12 protein-coding genes and 1 pseudogene are annotated in these 18,450 nt (G+C 35.8%); all 13 read left to right on the forward strand.

The window, feature by feature from the left end; all coding sequences use genetic code 11:
• Positions 1-294 precede the first annotated feature (294 nt).
• Positions 295-1,845: an acyl-CoA carboxylase subunit beta gene (locus BM077_RS11885; protein ID WP_089750631.1), complete on the forward strand. Its 1,551-nt coding sequence runs from the start codon at positions 295-297 to the stop codon at positions 1,843-1,845.
• Between the two features lie 59 nt (positions 1,846-1,904).
• On the forward strand, positions 1,905-3,851 hold the full coding sequence (locus tag BM077_RS11890) for an OadG family transporter subunit (protein WP_089750633.1): 1,947 nt from the start codon (positions 1,905-1,907) through the stop codon (positions 3,849-3,851).
• A 211-nt stretch (positions 3,852-4,062) separates the two neighbouring features.
• A complete protein-coding gene (locus BM077_RS11895) occupies positions 4,063-5,460 on the forward strand; it encodes a uracil-xanthine permease family protein (protein ID WP_089750636.1) in 1,398 nt (465 codons plus the stop codon).
• Positions 5,461-5,719: 259 nt separating this feature from the next.
• Positions 5,720-7,429, forward strand: a complete 1,710-nt coding sequence (locus BM077_RS11900; RefSeq protein WP_090095272.1) for a PucR family transcriptional regulator ligand-binding domain-containing protein — start codon at positions 5,720-5,722, stop codon at positions 7,427-7,429.
• 353 nt (positions 7,430-7,782) lie between these two features.
• Positions 7,783-8,724, forward strand: a complete 942-nt coding sequence (locus tag BM077_RS11905; protein WP_089750641.1) for an oxamate carbamoyltransferase subunit AllH family protein — start codon at positions 7,783-7,785, stop codon at positions 8,722-8,724.
• 38 nt (positions 8,725-8,762) lie between these two features.
• Positions 8,763-10,316: an acyl-CoA synthetase FdrA gene (fdrA, locus tag BM077_RS11910; protein WP_089750643.1), complete on the forward strand. Its 1,554-nt coding sequence runs from the start codon at positions 8,763-8,765 to the stop codon at positions 10,314-10,316.
• 50 nt (positions 10,317-10,366) lie between these two features.
• A complete protein-coding gene (locus tag BM077_RS13560; protein WP_095206364.1) occupies positions 10,367-10,543 on the forward strand; it encodes a fdrA domain protein in 177 nt (58 codons plus the stop codon).
• A 99-nt stretch (positions 10,544-10,642) separates the two neighbouring features.
• Positions 10,643-11,893 (forward strand): YlbE family protein, encoded by a 1,251-nt coding sequence (locus tag BM077_RS11915; RefSeq protein WP_089750646.1) that lies wholly within the window; start codon positions 10,643-10,645, stop codon positions 11,891-11,893.
• Between the two features lie 43 nt (positions 11,894-11,936).
• A complete protein-coding gene (locus tag BM077_RS11920; RefSeq protein ID WP_089750647.1) occupies positions 11,937-13,118 on the forward strand; it encodes a CaiB/BaiF CoA transferase family protein in 1,182 nt (393 codons plus the stop codon).
• A gap of 108 nt (positions 13,119-13,226) precedes the next feature.
• Positions 13,227-13,979: a cyclase family protein gene (locus BM077_RS11925; protein ID WP_089750649.1), complete on the forward strand. Its 753-nt coding sequence runs from the start codon at positions 13,227-13,229 to the stop codon at positions 13,977-13,979.
• A 316-nt stretch (positions 13,980-14,295) separates the two neighbouring features.
• A pseudogene (gene arcC, locus BM077_RS11930) lies at positions 14,296-15,267 on the forward strand (carbamate kinase).
• Between the two features lie 29 nt (positions 15,268-15,296).
• Positions 15,297-16,196, forward strand: coding sequence for a carbon-nitrogen hydrolase family protein (locus tag BM077_RS11935; RefSeq protein WP_089750653.1), 900 nt, complete (start codon positions 15,297-15,299; stop codon positions 16,194-16,196).
• A 210-nt stretch (positions 16,197-16,406) separates the two neighbouring features.
• On the forward strand, positions 16,407-18,350 hold the full coding sequence (locus tag BM077_RS11940) for a methyl-accepting chemotaxis protein (protein ID WP_089750655.1): 1,944 nt from the start codon (positions 16,407-16,409) through the stop codon (positions 18,348-18,350).
• Positions 18,351-18,450 lie beyond the last annotated feature (100 nt).

Below are 18,450 nucleotides of genomic sequence, written 5' to 3' on the forward strand. Positions count from 1 at the left end.
TAATAGGGTCTAAGAGTAGGTGCTTTTTTTATTTAACGTAACTAATAATTAGTGAGAAGAGATTAATATTTAACATTTAGATAGATACCACAAAAGAATTGAGGATTCTTTGTAAAAGACTAACACAGGAAATGAGTAAGAAAGGAAAGAAATTGTTATATATACTGGCAAAGAAATATGTCGGCAGATGTAAAAATTAGATTTAGCATAAATGGAATAATAAGAATGAAGATTAAGTATAAACTTAAATAGTATAAGCTATTAAAAATTTTAGCCTATAGGAGTGAGATAGAGATGGGAATTGAAACAAAATTAGATGAACTTCGTAAGCGGAAAGAAGAGGCACGGCAAGGTGGAGGTAAGGAAAGAATCAAGAAGCAGCATAGGAAAGGGAAGATGACGGCTAGAGAAAGAATTGATTTCTTATTAGACGAAAATAGTTTTGTTGAGATTAATTCTTTTGTTGAGCCAAGATATGCAGAACATGGGATGGAAGATAAGAAGGCAGTCGGTGACGGGGTAGTTACTGGATACGGAACGATTGATGGTCGTTTGGTCTATCTTTTTGCGCAGGACTTTACAGTGATGGGTGGTTCACTAGGTGCAGCTCATGCAGAAAAGATCTGTAAAGTAATGGATATGGCAAATGAGATGGGAGCACCCTTTATTGGTTTGAATGATTCTGGTGGTGCAAGGATCCAAGAAGGTGTAGAGGCTTTAAATGGATTTGGAGAAATATTTAGACGGAATGCACTTATGTCGGGTGTAGTACCACAGATTTCTGTGATTTTAGGACCTTGTGCCGGAGGAGCAGTCTATTCACCAGCATTAACTGATTTTGTCTTTATGGTTGAAAGCACAAGTAAGATGTTCTTAACTGGTCCGAGTGTAATTAAATCGGTTACAGGGGAAGAAGTTTCAGCAGAAGAATTAGGTGGTGTTGGTGCTCATGGACAATTAAGTGGTGTAGCTCATTTCACAACTCAAAATGAAGAAGAATGTCTTATGCAGATTAGAGAGTTATTAAGTTACTTGCCAGCTAACAATATGGAGGACCCACCAGAGATAGAAGATTATCATATCGACTTAAAAGAGAACGATCAATTAGAGGATATTATACCTGGCAACCCTAATGAAGCTTATGATATGAAAGAAGTCATTAATCATATTATTGACCCAGGTACTTTCTTTGAAGTGCAAGCAGATTATGCCAGGAATATTGTAGTAGGATTAGCTAGACTTAATGGTAAATCTGTAGGTATTATAGCTAACCAACCTAAATATAAGGCAGGATGTTTAGATATCAATGCTTCGGATAAGGCAGCTAGATTTATTAGGATGTGTGATAGTTTTAATATTCCGCTATTAACATTAGTTGATGTGCCAGGTTTCTTACCAGGAGTTAGTCAAGAATATAACGGTATTATTCGTCATGGTGCTAAGATGCTTTATGCTTACACAGAAGCCTCGGTGCCAAAGGTTACTCTAGTAACTAGGAAGGCTTATGGTGGGGGATATATTGCTATGTGTAGTAAGTCGATGAATGCTGATTTAGTACTTGCTTGGCCAACTGCAGAGATAGCAGTTATGGGGCCGCGCGGTGCAGCAAATATAATCTATCGTAAAGAGATTAATAATGCCGATAACTCAGAAGAAATATTAGAAAAGAAGGTTGCAGAGTATAGAGATAAGTTTGCAAACCCTTATGTCGCAGCTCAAAGAGGGATTGTTAATGATGTAATTGAATTTAAAAAGACTACAATTCGTTTGGCTAATGCTTTAGAGATGTTACAGAGTAAAAGGGTTGACCGTCCAGAAAGAAAACATGGGAATATGCCTCTGTAATTTGAGGATTGAGAATTAAGAATAGATCAAAATAAGTATCTTAGGGAGGAGATTATTCAATGGAAAACTTAGGGTTTGGCTTACAAATTACTGTGATTGGGATGGTAACGGTTGTTGTTTCATTAGGAGGGTTAGCGTTAATAATTAAACTTCTTGAAAGAATTTTTCATGAAAAGCCTGATAAACGACAAAATAATAGTATGAGAAGTCAGAGTAAAGAAAGGACGAATGAAGTAACTGTCAATAATCAAAAGGAAGCAAAAAAGATAACTGCTAAAAAGATAGCGGCTATTAGTGGAGCAATCTCAGCTTATTTAGATGCAGAACAAGGTGAATTTGTTATTACATCTATTAAATCTGCATCTATCAACTGGAGTTTAAGCGGCAGACAGAGATTATTAGCACAACAGTTCGGTGGTGGATTCGGTGGTAAGGCCGGTTTAAATCCAGAGACTCCGATTGCTGTAGCTTTATCTAAATTGGTATTAGGTCGTCCGGTGAAGATCACTTATACTCGTGCTGAAGAGTTCGAATGTGCAACTGCACGACCAGGAATTATTGCTAGATTCAAAACAGGTGTAAAAGAAGATGGAGATATTATTGCTCAAGAGATAGAGTATATTTGGGATGGTGGAGCATATAACGATTATACAGTAAATGTAAGTAAGACTGGAGGATATTCTTGTGCTGGGCCGTATGAAATTCCAAATGTAAAGGCTGATTCATACTGTGTTTATACTAACCGTCCAGTAACAGGTGCATATCGTGGTTTTGGTATGTGCGAAATTCACTGGGGGATTGAGCAGCATATAGAGAATATCGCTGAAGATTTAGGATTAACACCGTTAGAAATGAGATTAAAGAATGCTCTTAAAGATGGTTCTAAGAACGTAACCGGTGAAGAATTATCAGATGTAGGATATAGTGAAACTCTTGAACTAGCTGCTGAACAGATTGAGTTAGACGAAAAAGAGGAGACAGCAAATCCTACCAAAGTTAGAGGAAAAGGAATTGCTGGAGGTTACAAAGGACCTTCGACTCCTCCGAATGCAGCTTCTAGTGCACTTATTCAGGTTTTAGCAGATGGTTCTATCAATCTATTAATCACTGCTACTGATATTGGACAGGGAGCTTATACTGCTTTAGCGCAGATGGCTGCAGAAGCATTAGGAGTTTCTATAGATACTATTAATGTTTCTACTCCAAATACAGATTATACTCCTTATGAATGGCAGACAGTAGGTAGTAGAACTACATTTTCAGTAGGAAATGCTATCATTAACGCTGCTGAAGATGCCAGAGAGCAACTATTCGATTATGCATCTGAGGATTTAGGAGTAGATGAGGAAGACTTAGATATGGAAGAGGGCATTATCTTTGATACTACTGACCCAGATAATACTGATAAGCAAGCTCCAATTAGTAAGTATGCTATCGGTATAATGTATGAAGACGGTAGTGGTCGTGGTGGACAAGTTATCGGTCGTGGTGTATATATTCCAGAAGGCGTAAGTAATCTTGATGAAAATGGTCAAGGTAGAACTGTAAATCATTGGACTTATGGTTGTCATGCTGCTGAAGTTGAAGTAGACACAGAAACAGGTCAAGTAGAAGTATTAAATATGGTTACTACTTTTGACGTAGGTAAGGCGATTAACCCAGAGTTAGTAGAAGGACAGTTAGAAGGAGGATTAGTCCAAGGATTTGGTACAGCTCTATTTGAAGAGTTTGTATATGACGGAGGTAAGCTTCTGAACAAATCTTTTGTTGACTACAAGATTCCAACTGCTATGGATATACCAAATATTGAAACTAATATAGTAGAGAATGCATTAGGACATGGTCCGTTTGGAGCTCGAGGAGTAGCTGAACCAGCAATGATTCCAGCTGCCCCAGCTATTGCTAATGCTGTTTATGATGCGATTGGTGTTAGAGTGAAGAGTATGCCGATCACACCAGAGAAAATTCTTGCAGCATTGAAAGAAAAAGAAGCGAACGATAATTAAAGTGTTTATTTATGATTAGTAAAGCTTACTTAGACTGGTTAGCAGCCAGTCTAAGTAAGAATATAATTATACACTTAAATGTCAGAAAATTTTACAAGTAAAGATCTTTTAAACTCTTCAAGAGAAAGGAGGCGTAGTTAAGCTAAGGATAGGGAGCATATTGCTATTACTAGAATGTCAATCATAGAATAATCAGGGGGGTTATATAAAAATGTCAGCAGAGACTAACGTAGAGACAGAAATTGAAACAAATGACAATGGAATGATCTATGGTTTAGATGATGTCCCAAAACCTTTTAGTAAAACACTAGGTTTAAGTATTCAAGCAATTTTAACTATGTTTGGAGCAACAGTAGCCGTGCCTTTATTAGTAGGTCCTAAATTAGGATTAGGTCCGGTTCAGATGGCTATTTTAGTGAGTGCTTGTTTTATTGCAGCAGGCTTAGCAACTTTAGTACAGGTTAACTTCGGAACTCGTTTGCCTATTATTCAGGGAACTTCTTTCTCTTTCTTAGCCCCGTTCTTTGCCATAATTGCTACTGTTGATGGTGGTGGAGCTGAAACGATGGCTTATATTAGTGGTGCAGTTATTTCAGGAGCATTAGTTGAGGCTTTTATTGGATTTTCAGGTTTAATGGGAGTTTTGAGAAAGTATATTACGCCAGTAGTTATTGGACCGACTATTATGTTAATTGGATTAGGATTATATGAGGCAGGTGCCCCGCAAGCAGGTCAGAATTGGATTATTTCTATTATAGTTATTTTAGCAGTCTTCTATTTCTCTTTAATGTCAAAAAGTAAGAAACTTAGTCTGTTCCCAATTTTAATAGCGGTAGTTATAGGGTATATTGTGGCGTTATTTATGACTTTAACTGGAATTTTAGAACCAGGAATGCCAGGTTATGTAGACTTTGCTCCAGTAACTAATGCGCCTTGGTTTAGAGATCCAAGATCATTAATCTTCCCTTGGGGAATGCCAAAGTTTAAGTTATCATTCTTCTTCGCTATCTTAGCTGCTTATTTAGCTTCAGCTATTGAATCTTTTGGTGATTACTTCTCTATGGCAGATGTAGCTGGTGCTTCAGAACCGACTACTAAGCAGATTAATCGAGGAATTGGTTCAGAAGGTATAGGTTGCTTATTAGCTGGTTTAGTTGGTGCTTTTGCTAATACTAGTTATACAGAAAATATCGGTTTAGTAGGGCTGACTAAAGTAGCTAGTAGATATGTAACAACTGTAGCAGCAGTTCTATTGATAGTTTTAGGATTATTTGCTAAAACAGGAGCTTTAGTAGCTACTATTCCTGGACCAGTAGTAGGTGGAGTTTATTGTGCATTATTTGGTTTAATTGCAGCTGTAGGACTTAGTAACTTAATGAAAGCTGACATGGGATCACAAAGAAATCAGATGATTGTCGGTTTTGCATTATTTATGGGCTTAAGTCTTCCAGTTTATTTTGGTAATAATCCATTAGAACTTCCAAATGCTCAAGTGTTAGCTGAAATTGTTAATACAATTGGAACTACAGGTATGGGAGTAACTGCAATTCTTGCCTTAATCTTAGATAATGTAATTCCTGGTACAGATGAGGAAAGAGGAATTGCATAAGAATAGATTTAATTAGATACAACTTAATAGGATTGAGCTTCCTTATCCCCTTATCTACATGCTTATATGTGGATAAGGGGCTCTACATTTTGAAGTGATACTATTACATATTATTATTTTTAAAGCAGAAAATATAAAATTTTGTAGTTTAATAACAAAAAAATAGGCTGTATATTTGTGATGAACTTTTGCCGATATTAATAATAAGGTTTTATTAATTACTGATTAAGAATAATTCTTAGCATGAGGAGGCATAAAGATGCCCAAAGATATTGGAATTACAGTTAGAGAAGCTTTGCAACTGAAGCCATTAAAGAATGTAAAGGTGGTAGCTGGCCAAAAAGGTCTAGATAAGAATATTAAATATATTAATGTGATGGAAGTACCTGATATTTTAGATTGGGTCAAAGAGGGTGAGTTATTATTGACCACTACTTACTCAATGAAAGATGATTTAGAAGCATTAAATAATCTAATTCCTAGATTGGCAAAGAGTAATTTAGCTGGCTTAGGTATTAAACCAGGTCGATATATTGAAGAAATTCCCGAAAATATGATTGAACAAGCTAATGAATTAGGGTTTCCTTTATTAGAATTGCCTTATGAAGTATCCTTTTCTGAACTGATGGAACCAGTTTTAAGTGAGATATTAAATGAACAAGCAAACTTCCTGAAGATGTCATTAGATATGCATAATTATCTAATGGAGGTAGTTTTAGACGGGGGAGGCCTATCGGAGATAGCAGATACTTTAGCTCGTTTGATTAAGTATCCAGTTGCTATTGTTGACCCTAGGTTTAAAGTTCTAGCTTTTGCTTCTGGGGATATTTCTGAAATAGAGGTTGATCTATTTGTTGGAAGTGGTGATGACCAGCATGCTAGTGATTACTTAGCTGAAGAATTGATTAGGAAAGATAGTATAGTAGGACGTTTTAAACGAACTAAGGTAGAGATTGATGAAAAAGAGATTTATCAGATGTCGATTCCAATTGTAGGTGGCGGAAAGCTAAGAGGACATCTCTTTGTTTGGGAGTTAAATGAAGAATTAAAAAGGGCTGACTTAATGGCTATCGAGCGTTCTTCAACTGTAGCGGCCTTAGAAATTATAAATCAACAAGCTATCTTTGAAGTAGAGAGGAAATATCATAATGAGTTGCTTTATGAGATTATTTCAGGGCGGTTCGATTCGGAGGCTACTATTATTGAAAGGGCACATTCGATTGGCTGGCATTTAGATAAAACCTATAGTTTGCTTTTGTTCGATTTGACTGATGGACAGAAGAATTCTAATAATGACCAAAAAAAGTTCCAAGAATTAAAGTCTAATCTTTTGTCTGAATTAAATTTATACTTAAAAAGTAATTATCCGGAGGTTATCTTAGGTGATCGAGGTTCAAATATTATTTTAATGTACCCAATTGAATCACTTTTAGAAAAAGAGTTGTCTGAGGAAGCTATCAAGGATAGAATTAGAAAGTTTGCAAAGAAATTATTAAAGATAAGCCAGAGAGTAGTTAAACATGATATTATTGTCGGTATCAGTAATTATTATGAAAGTATAGAAAAGATTCAAGATAGTTATGAAGAAGCTAATAGTGCTTTGCAAGTAGCTAATGTCATTAAACAAGAGGACGATAATATTATCTTTTTTGAAGATTTAGGTGTCTATCGTTTATTATATAATCTAGATTTGAGCGAAATAGATTCTTTTTTGCAAGATACAATTCTACCATTAATGCAGTATGATAAGAAACATAATACAGAATTTGTGAAGACTCTTGAGCAATACTTTATCTGTAACGGAAATCTCAAAAAGATGGCAGACAATTTGTTCCTACACTATAATAGTGTCCTATATCGAGTTGAACGTATCCAAGAAATTATGGATATTGACTTAAATAACCATGAACAACGTCTTAGTTTAGAAGTTGGTTTGAAGTTATTAGACTTTAATAAAGACAACTTGTAATAAGTACACAATTAAGACTATGATGATTGTTATAAAATCACAAAGGCAGTTACCTGTTGAAAATAGAATTAATTATATAGAGAGTTAAATGAGTGGATTATAAAATAAGAACTTGAGAAATTATGAACAAGTCTGCAGCTATTCTTTATAGCTAAAATTGCTGCATAATTAAGCTGACATTCAAAAATCGGTTAAACAAGAAAGCATTGTAAACGAGGAATCCATTTATAAAATGAACACAATACAATTAACATCTTATCGTCAATTATTTACAAAGGCAACTATTGATAAAAAGTAGAATATATATACTGAAAGCAAGACAAAATAAATATAGTAATATTAAGGAGTTTGCAATGAGGTTATCTGGGTTAAAGATTGGTTCAGTGTTTAAAAGAGAATTAAAAAAAGGAAACCTTACTTTAGCCAAGGTAGAAAGTGTTTTTAAGAAAGTTATTAATTTAAAATTGACTAATGGTAAGTTGGTTTCTATATCCACTTCTAATAATTTAAATGCTCCTAATAATCTGATTATTGCTTCTTCCAATAGGTTAGACTTAAGAACTTTTAATGTTAAACTTGGTGAAGAAGTAGAACTGACTCCAAAGGAGATTTTCTTTAAAGAAGCAGGGTTAAGGATAGGTTTAGACAGAGTTGAAGTTTGGAATGGTGAACTCTTTAATAATATCGATGCTATACGACGAGATAAGTTTGAAAAAAATTTTAGCACCTTTGCGAAAATTGTTGTCGAAGAAGGCAAAATGGAAGGCGTAGGGGAAATAAGTCGTTTTTTGGTCCAAATGTTAAATGGAGAAAGGTTTAGGTCTTCTTTTGGTCGTGTTGCAGATGCGGCATATCCAAATATTCTTAATTTGCAGCAGGCTATTTTAACTCATAATAAAGATAAGATGATAAAAAGTTCTAAAAGGTTAATAGGTTTAGGACCTGGCTTGACACCAGCTGGGGATGACTTTTTAGTAGGTTTTTATACTATCCTACAAATGGTGCAAACTACAAGTGGGGTTGAGTATATAGATTTAGAAGTAAGAGAGAAAATATTAACTGCTGCCAAAGAAGAAACTACTTTAGTTAGTAAGACTACTCTAGAGCATATACTTAATGCAGAAGCGCCAGAGGTTATTTTACAGCTTATTGAAGCATTATTCTTGGGTGATGCTGGAGATGTTTATTGTTATACACTACAGCTTTTAGCTCGAGGTAGCACTTCAGGGACTGATATAGCAACTGGAATCTTATCTGGAGGTTATATTTTATCTAAGGTATTAGAAGATAATTAAGGTTAGAATATCTTGAAAAGAATGAAGGAGGAAATGAAATGGCTAAAAAGGTTGTAATTGATGAGAATAATTATTATGATTCTGTAACGTTAATGTCAATTTCTAAAGATATTAAAGGGATGGAAGGTATAACAGAAGCAGTAGTAGTAATGGCTACTCCTCATAATAAGGAGTTATTAGAAAATGTAGGACTTTTAACTGATGAGGCAGATAATGCTTCTCCAAAAGATATGGTAATTGCTGTTGAAGCTGATTCAGATGATCTAGCAGAAGAAGCATTAGCAGGTGTTGAAGAAGCATTAGAAGCTAAAGCTAGCGGTGGTGGAGATGATGAATATCGTCCACGTACTTTAGATTCTGCTTTAGATGCGATGCCAGGTGCTAACTTAGCAGTTATTTCTGTGCCAGGAGATTATGCTAAGAAAGAAGCGGAAAAGGCATTAAATAAAGGCTTACATGTTATGTTATTTAGTGATAACGTGCCAGTGGAGGAAGAGATTGAGTTAAAAGAATTAGCTGCTGAAAAAGGACTATTATTGATGGGACCTGATTGTGGTACTGCAGTAATTAACAATAAACCATTGGCTTTCTCTAATGTAGTTAGTGAGGGGAATATTGGCTTAGTAGCTGCTTCAGGAACTGGAGCTCAAGAAGTTAGTACAATTATTGACAAAAGCGGTTTAGGAGTTTCTCAAGTTATCGGTACTGGAGGTAGAGACTTATCTACAGAAGTTGGCGGTATGGAAATGCTAAAAGGATTGAAAGCATTAGCTGCTGATGATAGTACAGAAGTTATCGTATTAGTTTCTAAGCCACCTGCTGACGAGGTAGTTAAGAAGATATTAGCTGAAGTTGACAAGATTGAAAAGCCAGTTGTAGTTAACTTCTTAGGTGGAAATGAAGACTTATTTGAAGGTAGTAAAGCTATCTATAGTAGTAATTTAGAAGAAGCAGCCTTAAGAGCTGTTGCCTTAAGTGAAGGTAACGATTATGAAGCAAAAGACTTTACAATTCCAGAAGAAGTTGCTAAGATTGTAGAAGAAGAGACTGCTAAGTATAGTGATGACCAGAAGTACTTAAGAGGACTTTATACTGGTGGAACATTATGTGATGAGTCAATGTTAATTCTAGCAGATGAGTTAGATGCACTTTACTCTAACATCCCATTAAAGCCAGAATGGGCACTTGAAGATAATGCTAAGAGCCAAGAAAATACAGCGCTTGACTTAGGCGAAGATGAGTTTACAAAAGGTAGACCTCACCCTATGATTGAACCTTATACTCGTGTAGAAAGAGTAGAAGTAGAAGCTGAAGATGAAGAAATGGCAATTCTTCTAGCAGATGTTGTATTAGGCTATGGTTCTCATGAAGACCCAGCTGGGGAATTAGCAGAATCTATTAAAGATGCAAAAGCTAAAGCGGAAGAACGAGGCGGACATTTAACTACAATTGTATCAGTATGTGGAACAGATAATGATCCACAAGATTTAGCGGAGCAGACTGCAAAGTTAGAAGAAGTTGGAGCAATTGTAATGCCAAGTAACGCACAAGCAGCTAGATTAGCAGCTAAAATTGTTCAAGAAATTAATTAATTTATATAGATTAAAATGTTTACTATCCTTGAAGAAAGGTGGTGACTGATATGGAGGAAAAGATTTTAGAGCTTTTTGGTAAGAAGTTAAAAGTAATCAATATTGGTTTAGAATCATTTGCTGAAAGCTTGAAAGAAGAAGGTGTAGATGTAATTCAGATGGACTGGGAACCACCAGCTGGAGGAGATGCTGAATTAGCATCGTTATTAGATTCATTAATGGATTAATTAGGTGATTAAGCTGAAATTCGGTTAGTTGCTGAATTTCAGCTTGAAAATAAAGTATTTTAAACCAAAGATAAAAACTTCAAGGAGGTTATACTAACAATGAGTATTAGCATTAAAGAAGCAAATGCAAAAGCCGTTGAAAGAATGCAAAATGCAGAACCTGTATTAGTAGATATTGAAACAGCAGAGGATGTAATCCCAGGGATGACTAAGAAGACTATCCTTCATGCAGGGCCGCCGGTAGAATGGGATGACATGTGTGGACCAATGCGAGGTGCTGTAATTGGAGCACTTATTTATGAAGGATTAGCAGAAGATGAAGATGAAGCAGTTGAATTAGCTGGATCAGGTGAGATTACTTTTGATCCTTGCCATCATCACCAAGCTGTTGGACCAATGGCAGGTATCGTTTCTGCTTCAATGCCGGTTTATGTTGTAGAGAATAGAGACCAAGGGAATAAGGCATTCTGTACAATTAATGAAGGTTTAGGAAAAGTATTAAGATATGGAGCTTATAGTGATAAAGTAATTGAAAAGTTAAAGTGGATCGAGAACACATTAGCGCCAGCACTTAAGGAAGCATTAGCTTTAACAGAGGACGGTATTAACATTAAAAATATGACTTCCCAAGCTTTACACATGGGCGATGAGTGTCATAACCGTAATAAAGCTGGTAGTGCATTATTCATTAGAGAAATTACTCCGTATTTACTACAGACTGATACAGATAATAACACTATTAAGGATATTATTAACTTTATGGCAGATAACGAACACTTCTATTTAAATATCTCCATGCCAGCATGTAAAGCGACTATGGATGCTGCTCATGGTATTGAAGGAAGCACAATCATTACTGCTATGGCTCGAAATGGAGTTGAATTCGGAATTAGAGTTAGTGGGTTAGATGAAGAGTGGTTTACTGGAGAAGCTCAGGTAATTGACGGATTATTCTTCCCGGGTTATAGTACTGACGATGCTAACCCAGATATTGGTGATAGTACAATTTCTGAAACTGCTGCAATTGGTGGATTTGCGATGGCAGCTGCGCCAGCAATTGTTGGTTTCGTAGGTGGAACACCAGAAGACGCAGTTAACTTTACAAAGTCAATGTATGAAATCAGTGTTGAAGAGAACAATACATTTACTATTCCAAGTATGGGCTTTAGAGGAACTGCTACAGGTATTGATGTTCGTAAAGTAGTAGAGACGGGAATCTTACCAGCAATTAATACTGGTATTGCTCACAAAGACCCAGGAGTTGGACAGGTTGGTGCTGGTTTAGTAGACCCTCCAAAGAACTGTTTCGAAGATGCTCTAAGAGCTTTCGCTAAGAAGTATAGAGGTTAATTAATCTGAATAGATATTTTTACTTCAATGGGAGGTGTAATAAATGACTCAAGATAAGCCTTTAAAAGGTGTTAGGGTTTTAGATATGACTCGAGTTTTAGCCGGCCCTTACTGTACAATGATGCTAGCAAATCTAGGAGCAGATGTAATTAAGGTTGAACGTCCTGAAGTAGGTGATGATGCTCGTAGTTTTGGCCCATTTTTTGAAGATGGAGAAGAAAGTGCTTACTTTGCCAGCTTAAATAGTGGAAAGCGGAGTATTGAACTGAACTTAAAAGATGAAAAAGATATACAGACTTTTAAGGAATTAATTAAGAAAGTCGATGTAGTAGCTGAAAACTTTCGACCAGGAACTATGGAAAAGTTAGGTTTAGGCTATGAAACACTGAAAGAGATTAATCCAGAGATAATTTATGCAGCAACTTCCGGGTTTGGACATAGCGGTCCAGATTCTAAGAAAGCTGCTTATGATATGATTGTTCAGGCTGCTAGTGGGGTAATGAGTATTACTGGTTATCCTGATGGACCACCAGTAAGAGTAGGTGTGTCTGTCGGAGATATTGTAGCAGGTATGTTTACTGCAAGCGGTATCTTAGCAGCTTTATATCAAAGAACGATTACTGGTGAGGGGCAGAAAGTAGACGTTTCGATGTTAGATGGCCAGGTTGCTATTTTAGAAAATGCCATTGCTCGTTATATGGTTGATGGCGAAGCACCAAAACCACTAGGTGCCAAGCATCCATCTATTACTCCATTCCAGGCTTTTGAAGCTAAAGACGGTTGGTTTGTAATTGCAGCCGGAAATGATACATTATGGGCTAAGTTATGTCAAGCTATTGAAAGAGAAGACCTAATTGATGATTCTCGCTTTAAGACTAATGCTGACAGATCAGATAATATTGATGAATTAAACGAAGTCTTAGGTGAAGAATTAGCTAAGAAGACTGTAGATGAATGGGTAGAGATAATTGATAATCATGGGGTACCAACTAGTCCAATTAATAGTATTGATGATTTATTTGACTATCCACAGATTGAAGCTAGAAATATGCTAGTTGGTTTAGACGATTATGAAGATGATATGGTAGTCGCAGGGAATCCAATCAAGATGACAAATGTTCCAGAAGAGGATTCAAAACCACGTGCTCCAAAGTTAGGTGAGCATACTGAAGAAGTTATTGAAGAACTTTTAGATGGCGACAAGCCTAAGATAGAAGCAGTTTAATTAAGATTGGTTAGTCTATAGGATAAGGATAAGTAAATTTGATTCTTATTCTTATCCTAATTAAAACTATATAAAACTAAACTAAAATTTAAAAAGGGGCGATTTATAATGAAATTTTATGATTTAACTCAACCATTAAGTACTTCTACACCACCTTGGCCAACGTATGAGCCATTAGAAATGAAGTATTTCAAGCGATTGTCTACTGAAAGAGTAAATGGACAGATAATCAGAACTAGTAATCACGTTGGTACTCACCTAGATGGTGAACGTCACTTCTGGACTGGCGGGAGAGATATTGCTAGTATTCCATTAGAAGACTTAATTGGACCAGCTGCAGTAGTTGACGTTAGTGATGCTGTAGGAGAGTATGGAATCTATACTTCAGAAATGATTGAAGAAAGAGTAGAAGTTAAGAAAGGTGATATTTTAATTATCCATACTGGATATCATCACTATGCTTACAATAAAGAAGAAGCTGATGAAGAAGCTTATATGTGTAAACACCCTGGACCTAATATGGAATTTGCTGAATGGTGTAGAGAAAAAGAAATTAAATGGGTAGGTGTTGATTGTGGATCTGCTGACCACCCAATGAACACAGTTATTCGTAAGTTAAGACCTGACCTAGCTGAAGAGTGTGAAGAGAAGTTAGGAAAGCCTTTAACTGAAATCTTCCCTGATGAAGGTCGTCAGTTAATGCATACTAAACTATTCCCACACGGAATTATCCATGTTGAAAACTTAGGTGGAGAAATTGATGAGTTATTAAACCAAAGAACTACTATTGGTTGTTTCCCATGGAGAATGGTAGATGGTGAATCTAGTATCTGTCGTGTAGTAGCTTTTGAAGATATGTAAAGTTAAAGTTTAAGTTTAATTTTTGCCTTAAATAGGTCAAGGTTGATTAAATGTCTTCCTTGGCCTATTATAAAACATTTATCTAAAAAATTACAGTCTGAAAGTACATCTTTATTAATAAAAGACGTAGTTTTTCAGGCTTAGGCTAAGGATAAGGTTGAGGGAGTTCAAACTTTTAAATTATAAAGGTTTATTATGGTCTTCCTCTGCCTTAATCTAAACCTTAACCTTAAAGATTATATCAATAATAGTTAATACCACCCCACTTAAAAGTTTAAATATATAAAATTTGATTAATTAGAAAGGTGATATAAAGATGACAAAGAGAATTGCAGTAGCGTTGGGAGGAAATGCGATATTACAGGCTGGACAGGAAGGTACTGCACAAGAACAACTGACTAATGTTAGGAATGCTTGTGAGCAGATAGCTAACTTAATAGAGAATGGTTACGAAGTAGTAGTAAGTCATGGAAATGGTCCGCAAGTAGGAAGTCTTTTAATTCAAAACGAAGCAGCTAGTGATGAAGTGCCACCGATGCCTTTAGAAATTTGTGGTGCACAAACGCAAGGGCAGATTGGATATATGATGCAGCAATCTTTAGGAAATGTTTTTAGAAAATTGGGAATAAATAAGAATGTGCTTACTACAGTGACTCAGGTAGTTGTTGAAAAAGATGATGAAGCATTTGATAATCCTACTAAGCCAGTTGGTCCTTTTTATTCCGAAGCTGAGGCTAAGCGAGCAATGGACGAGAAAGATGAGGTTTGGATAGAAGATAGTGGTCGAGGATGGAGAAAAGTTGTTCCGTCACCTGTACCACAAAAGATTGTAGAAACAGAAGCAATTAAAGAATTAATTGCTAATGATAATGTTATTATTGCTTCTGGTGGTGGAGGGATTCCAGTAACTGAAGATAAAAATGGTCAGTTAACAGGAGTTGAAGCTGTAATTGATAAGGATTTAGCTACTCGTAAACTAGCTTAAGAAGTAGATGCGGATATTCTAATGATTCTAACAGATGTACCTAATGTAGCAATTAACTTTGGAACACCAGACCAGAAAAATTTAGGTACGCTAACTGTTGAAGAGATGGAAGAATATAAAGCCGAAGGCCATTTTGGAACAGGGAGTATGGGACCAAAAGTACAAGCAGCATTAGATTTTGTTAATAACGGTGGAGAAAGAGCAATTATTACTTCTCTAGACCAAGCATTAGAAGCTATTGAGAACGGATTAGGCACACAAGTTCATGGCGATGAAGTAGAAGAAACAAATATGATTGCCTAAGTTGATTATAGATAAGGAGGAAAGTATTAATGAAAAAATTTGTAGCAGCAGGTGTACAGATTGCTATTAAACCAAATGATGTAGAAGCAAACTTAGCCAAAGTAGTTAAGTGGATAGATAAAGCTGTAGATGAATATGATGCTGAACTTATTGTCTTTCCAGAGGATGTAACTACTGGTTTTGATCCAGCTATGTCAGCAGAAGAGTTATATGAACTAGTAAGCCCTATTCCTGGCAAGGTAACAGAGCCGGTAGAGAAAGCAGCTAAAGAACACGGAGTTTATGTTGCTTTACCTACGTATGAACAGGGAGAAGAGCCAGGAATCGTTTATAATTCAGTTGCTTTAATCGGACCGGAAGGCGTAGTAGGTGTTTATCGTAAGACTCATCCATTCCCAACAGAGAGATTAGCCGGTGGCGGCTGGGCTACTCCAGGTGATAAAGCAGAAGTATTTGATACGGAATTAGGAAAGATCGGAATGATTCTTTGTTATGATGGTGACTTCCCAGAATTAAGTAGATTGCTAGCAGTTAAAGGAGCAGAAATAATCATTAGACCGGCTGCTTTGTTGAGAAGCTTTGATATTTGGGAAATGACTAATATGGCACGGGCTTATGATAACCACGTTTATATGATTTCAGTTAATGCTGTTGGACCGGATGCTGGTAATAACTATAACTTTGGACACAGCATGATCGTTAGTCCAATCGCACAGAAGTTGGCACAGGCTCGTGGTGTAGAAGAGATTATTGCAGTTGAGTTAGATGATGACCCAATTAAGAATGTAAGCTATGGTACGAAATCTCCAATGATTTTTGACCATCTTGAGGATAGAAACGTTGGACTTTATAAGGATATATTAAAGGAAGCTAAGAGTCAGTTTGAACCGGCTAAACGTATTCCATATAAAAAGACTGAAAATAAATAAAAATAGTTAGACCCCCGAGGTAGCAATAGAAGGTCATCATAATAGCTCCCCCTTTCAAAGCTTATTATAGATGTTAACTCTGCTACCTCGTTTTATATTTAAAGATAACAAACATCAGATTGATATCTATTATAACAAGTGGTATAATATAAAAAAGGACAAATTTATACAAAATTAGATTTCAAATTACATATTTAAGGGGAGATAATTTTGCTTAAAAGATTAAATTCTAATTTAAGAGTGAAGATGATAGGTTTAATGTTGGTAGTTATTATTGGGACACTTGCTATTATTTCTGGTTATATTATTTATAAGAATCGTGTAGAGACTATGGCTAACTTTAAAAGGCAAGGAGAGTTATTAGCAGATGTAATTAAGACCAGTAGTGCTAATGCTGAAACTGCCTATAAAAGTGCTGAAAAAGTTTTAGAAAAAGAGATGATTGCTGAAGCTCAATTAATAGCTGACCTGTTAAATGAAGGAGATATTAATAACCAAGATTTAATTAGATTATCAAAGAAAACAGGAATTGATGAATTTTGGATAACTAATGGTCAAGGTACAGTAACCTTAACTAATTTCACCGATGGTTTGGGATGGACTTTTCCTGATGACCCTAAAGCACAAGCCTATGAGTTTAGAAAGATTTTAGATAACCCTGATAAAGTAGTAGCACAAAAGGCAATGGTTCGTGATGTAGATGGTAAACTATTTAAGTTTGTCGGTGTTAGCAGAAAAGATAAACCAGGTATAGTACAGGTTGGTATGGATGCTAGTTTTTTAAAGCAGCTAGAAGATAAGATTGGATTGCAGAGTATTTTGAAAGAGTTAAGTAGTAAAGATGAAATAGATTACATAACAGTATTAGATAAAGATAAAGAGGTAGTAGCTAAGAGTGGTATTTATGAAGAGTTTGCATCAGAGATAAAAAAGGCTTCTAAGAGTGATGATATATTTAAAGAAGTAATAAATGAAGCAGCGGTTAAGACTCAATTGTTAAATTTGAATGATCATCATATTTATCAAATTGTACTACCTTATAAAGATGGGGCATTAAATATAGGGATTTCATTTGATAAAGCCATGGCTGCCTTAGTGCAAACTAGGAATAATGTAATTATTATTAGTATTATTTTATTGGTAGGTGCTGCTATAATCATTAATCTATTTGCTAAGAGGATTAGTCGGCCAATCTTAGATTTAGTTAATGTAAGTAATTTAGTAGCAGCAGGAGACTTCTCACAGCAAGTTGAGGTTAAGAGTAAAGATGAGATTGGTCAATTAGAAGAAGCGTATAATTATATGTTAGAAACTATTCGGGGGATAATTAATGGTATCTATCAAAATGCAGAGCAATTAGAGACTGTTCTGCAAGAAGCAACGGCTAATATTGTTCAGATTAATCAAAACACAGGCCAATCAGCCGAATCAGTTGATGAAGTAAGCAAGGTTATCGGTGAAGTAGCAGCTACTATTGAAGAGTTATCTGAACGGTCTCAAGAGATGCATATAGCGGGAAGTAAGACCTTTGAAGAGATGCAGCATACCGATAAGGATATCAAATATGGAAATAAGATTTTAGATAGTGCAACACAAGCTGTTCAGGATTTGGAAGAAAGGGTAGAGCGAATCAGTCAAATTTCAAATACTATTATGGATATTACCGAACAAACTAACTTATTAGCATTAAATGCTGCTATTGAAGCTGCTAGAGCTGGAGAAGAGGGTAAAGGCTTTGCAGTAGTAGCAGAGGAAGTAAGAGAGTTAGCAGAAAGAAGTAGCAAGTCAGCTAAACAGATTCAGAATATTACTGAAGCAGTTAAAGACGCTACGAAGAAGATGAAGGAGATTACTGTTGGCACAGAAAAGTCTAAACAGAATAGCATTGTTGATGTCTTCGATTCTATCTCTGATTCTTCAGGCTCAATTACAAGCAATATGAATAAAGTAATCGAAATTAGTGAAGCTCAATCTAGTAAAACCGAAGAGACTAGCGCTTCTACTGAAGAGATCTGGGCTTCTACAGAAGAAGTTAATTCTAAATTTGAAGAAGTTTCAGATTCAATAGACCAGTTGCAGAGCATGTTAGAGCAGATAGCTAAAGATAGTGAACGGTTAGTAAATGATATAGATGACAAGGTTAAAAAGCTTTAGAAGTAGGCTTTAAAGTTAATATTGAATCAAAAATGGTCAATATACCATAAAGCAATAGTTGGTATATTGACCATTTTGTTTGTAATTATTTCTTTAAAGG

It is taken from the genome of Candidatus Frackibacter sp. WG13, assembly GCF_900114655.1.
Taxonomy (GTDB): domain Bacteria; phylum Bacillota; class Halanaerobiia; order Halobacteroidales; family Acetohalobiaceae; genus Frackibacter.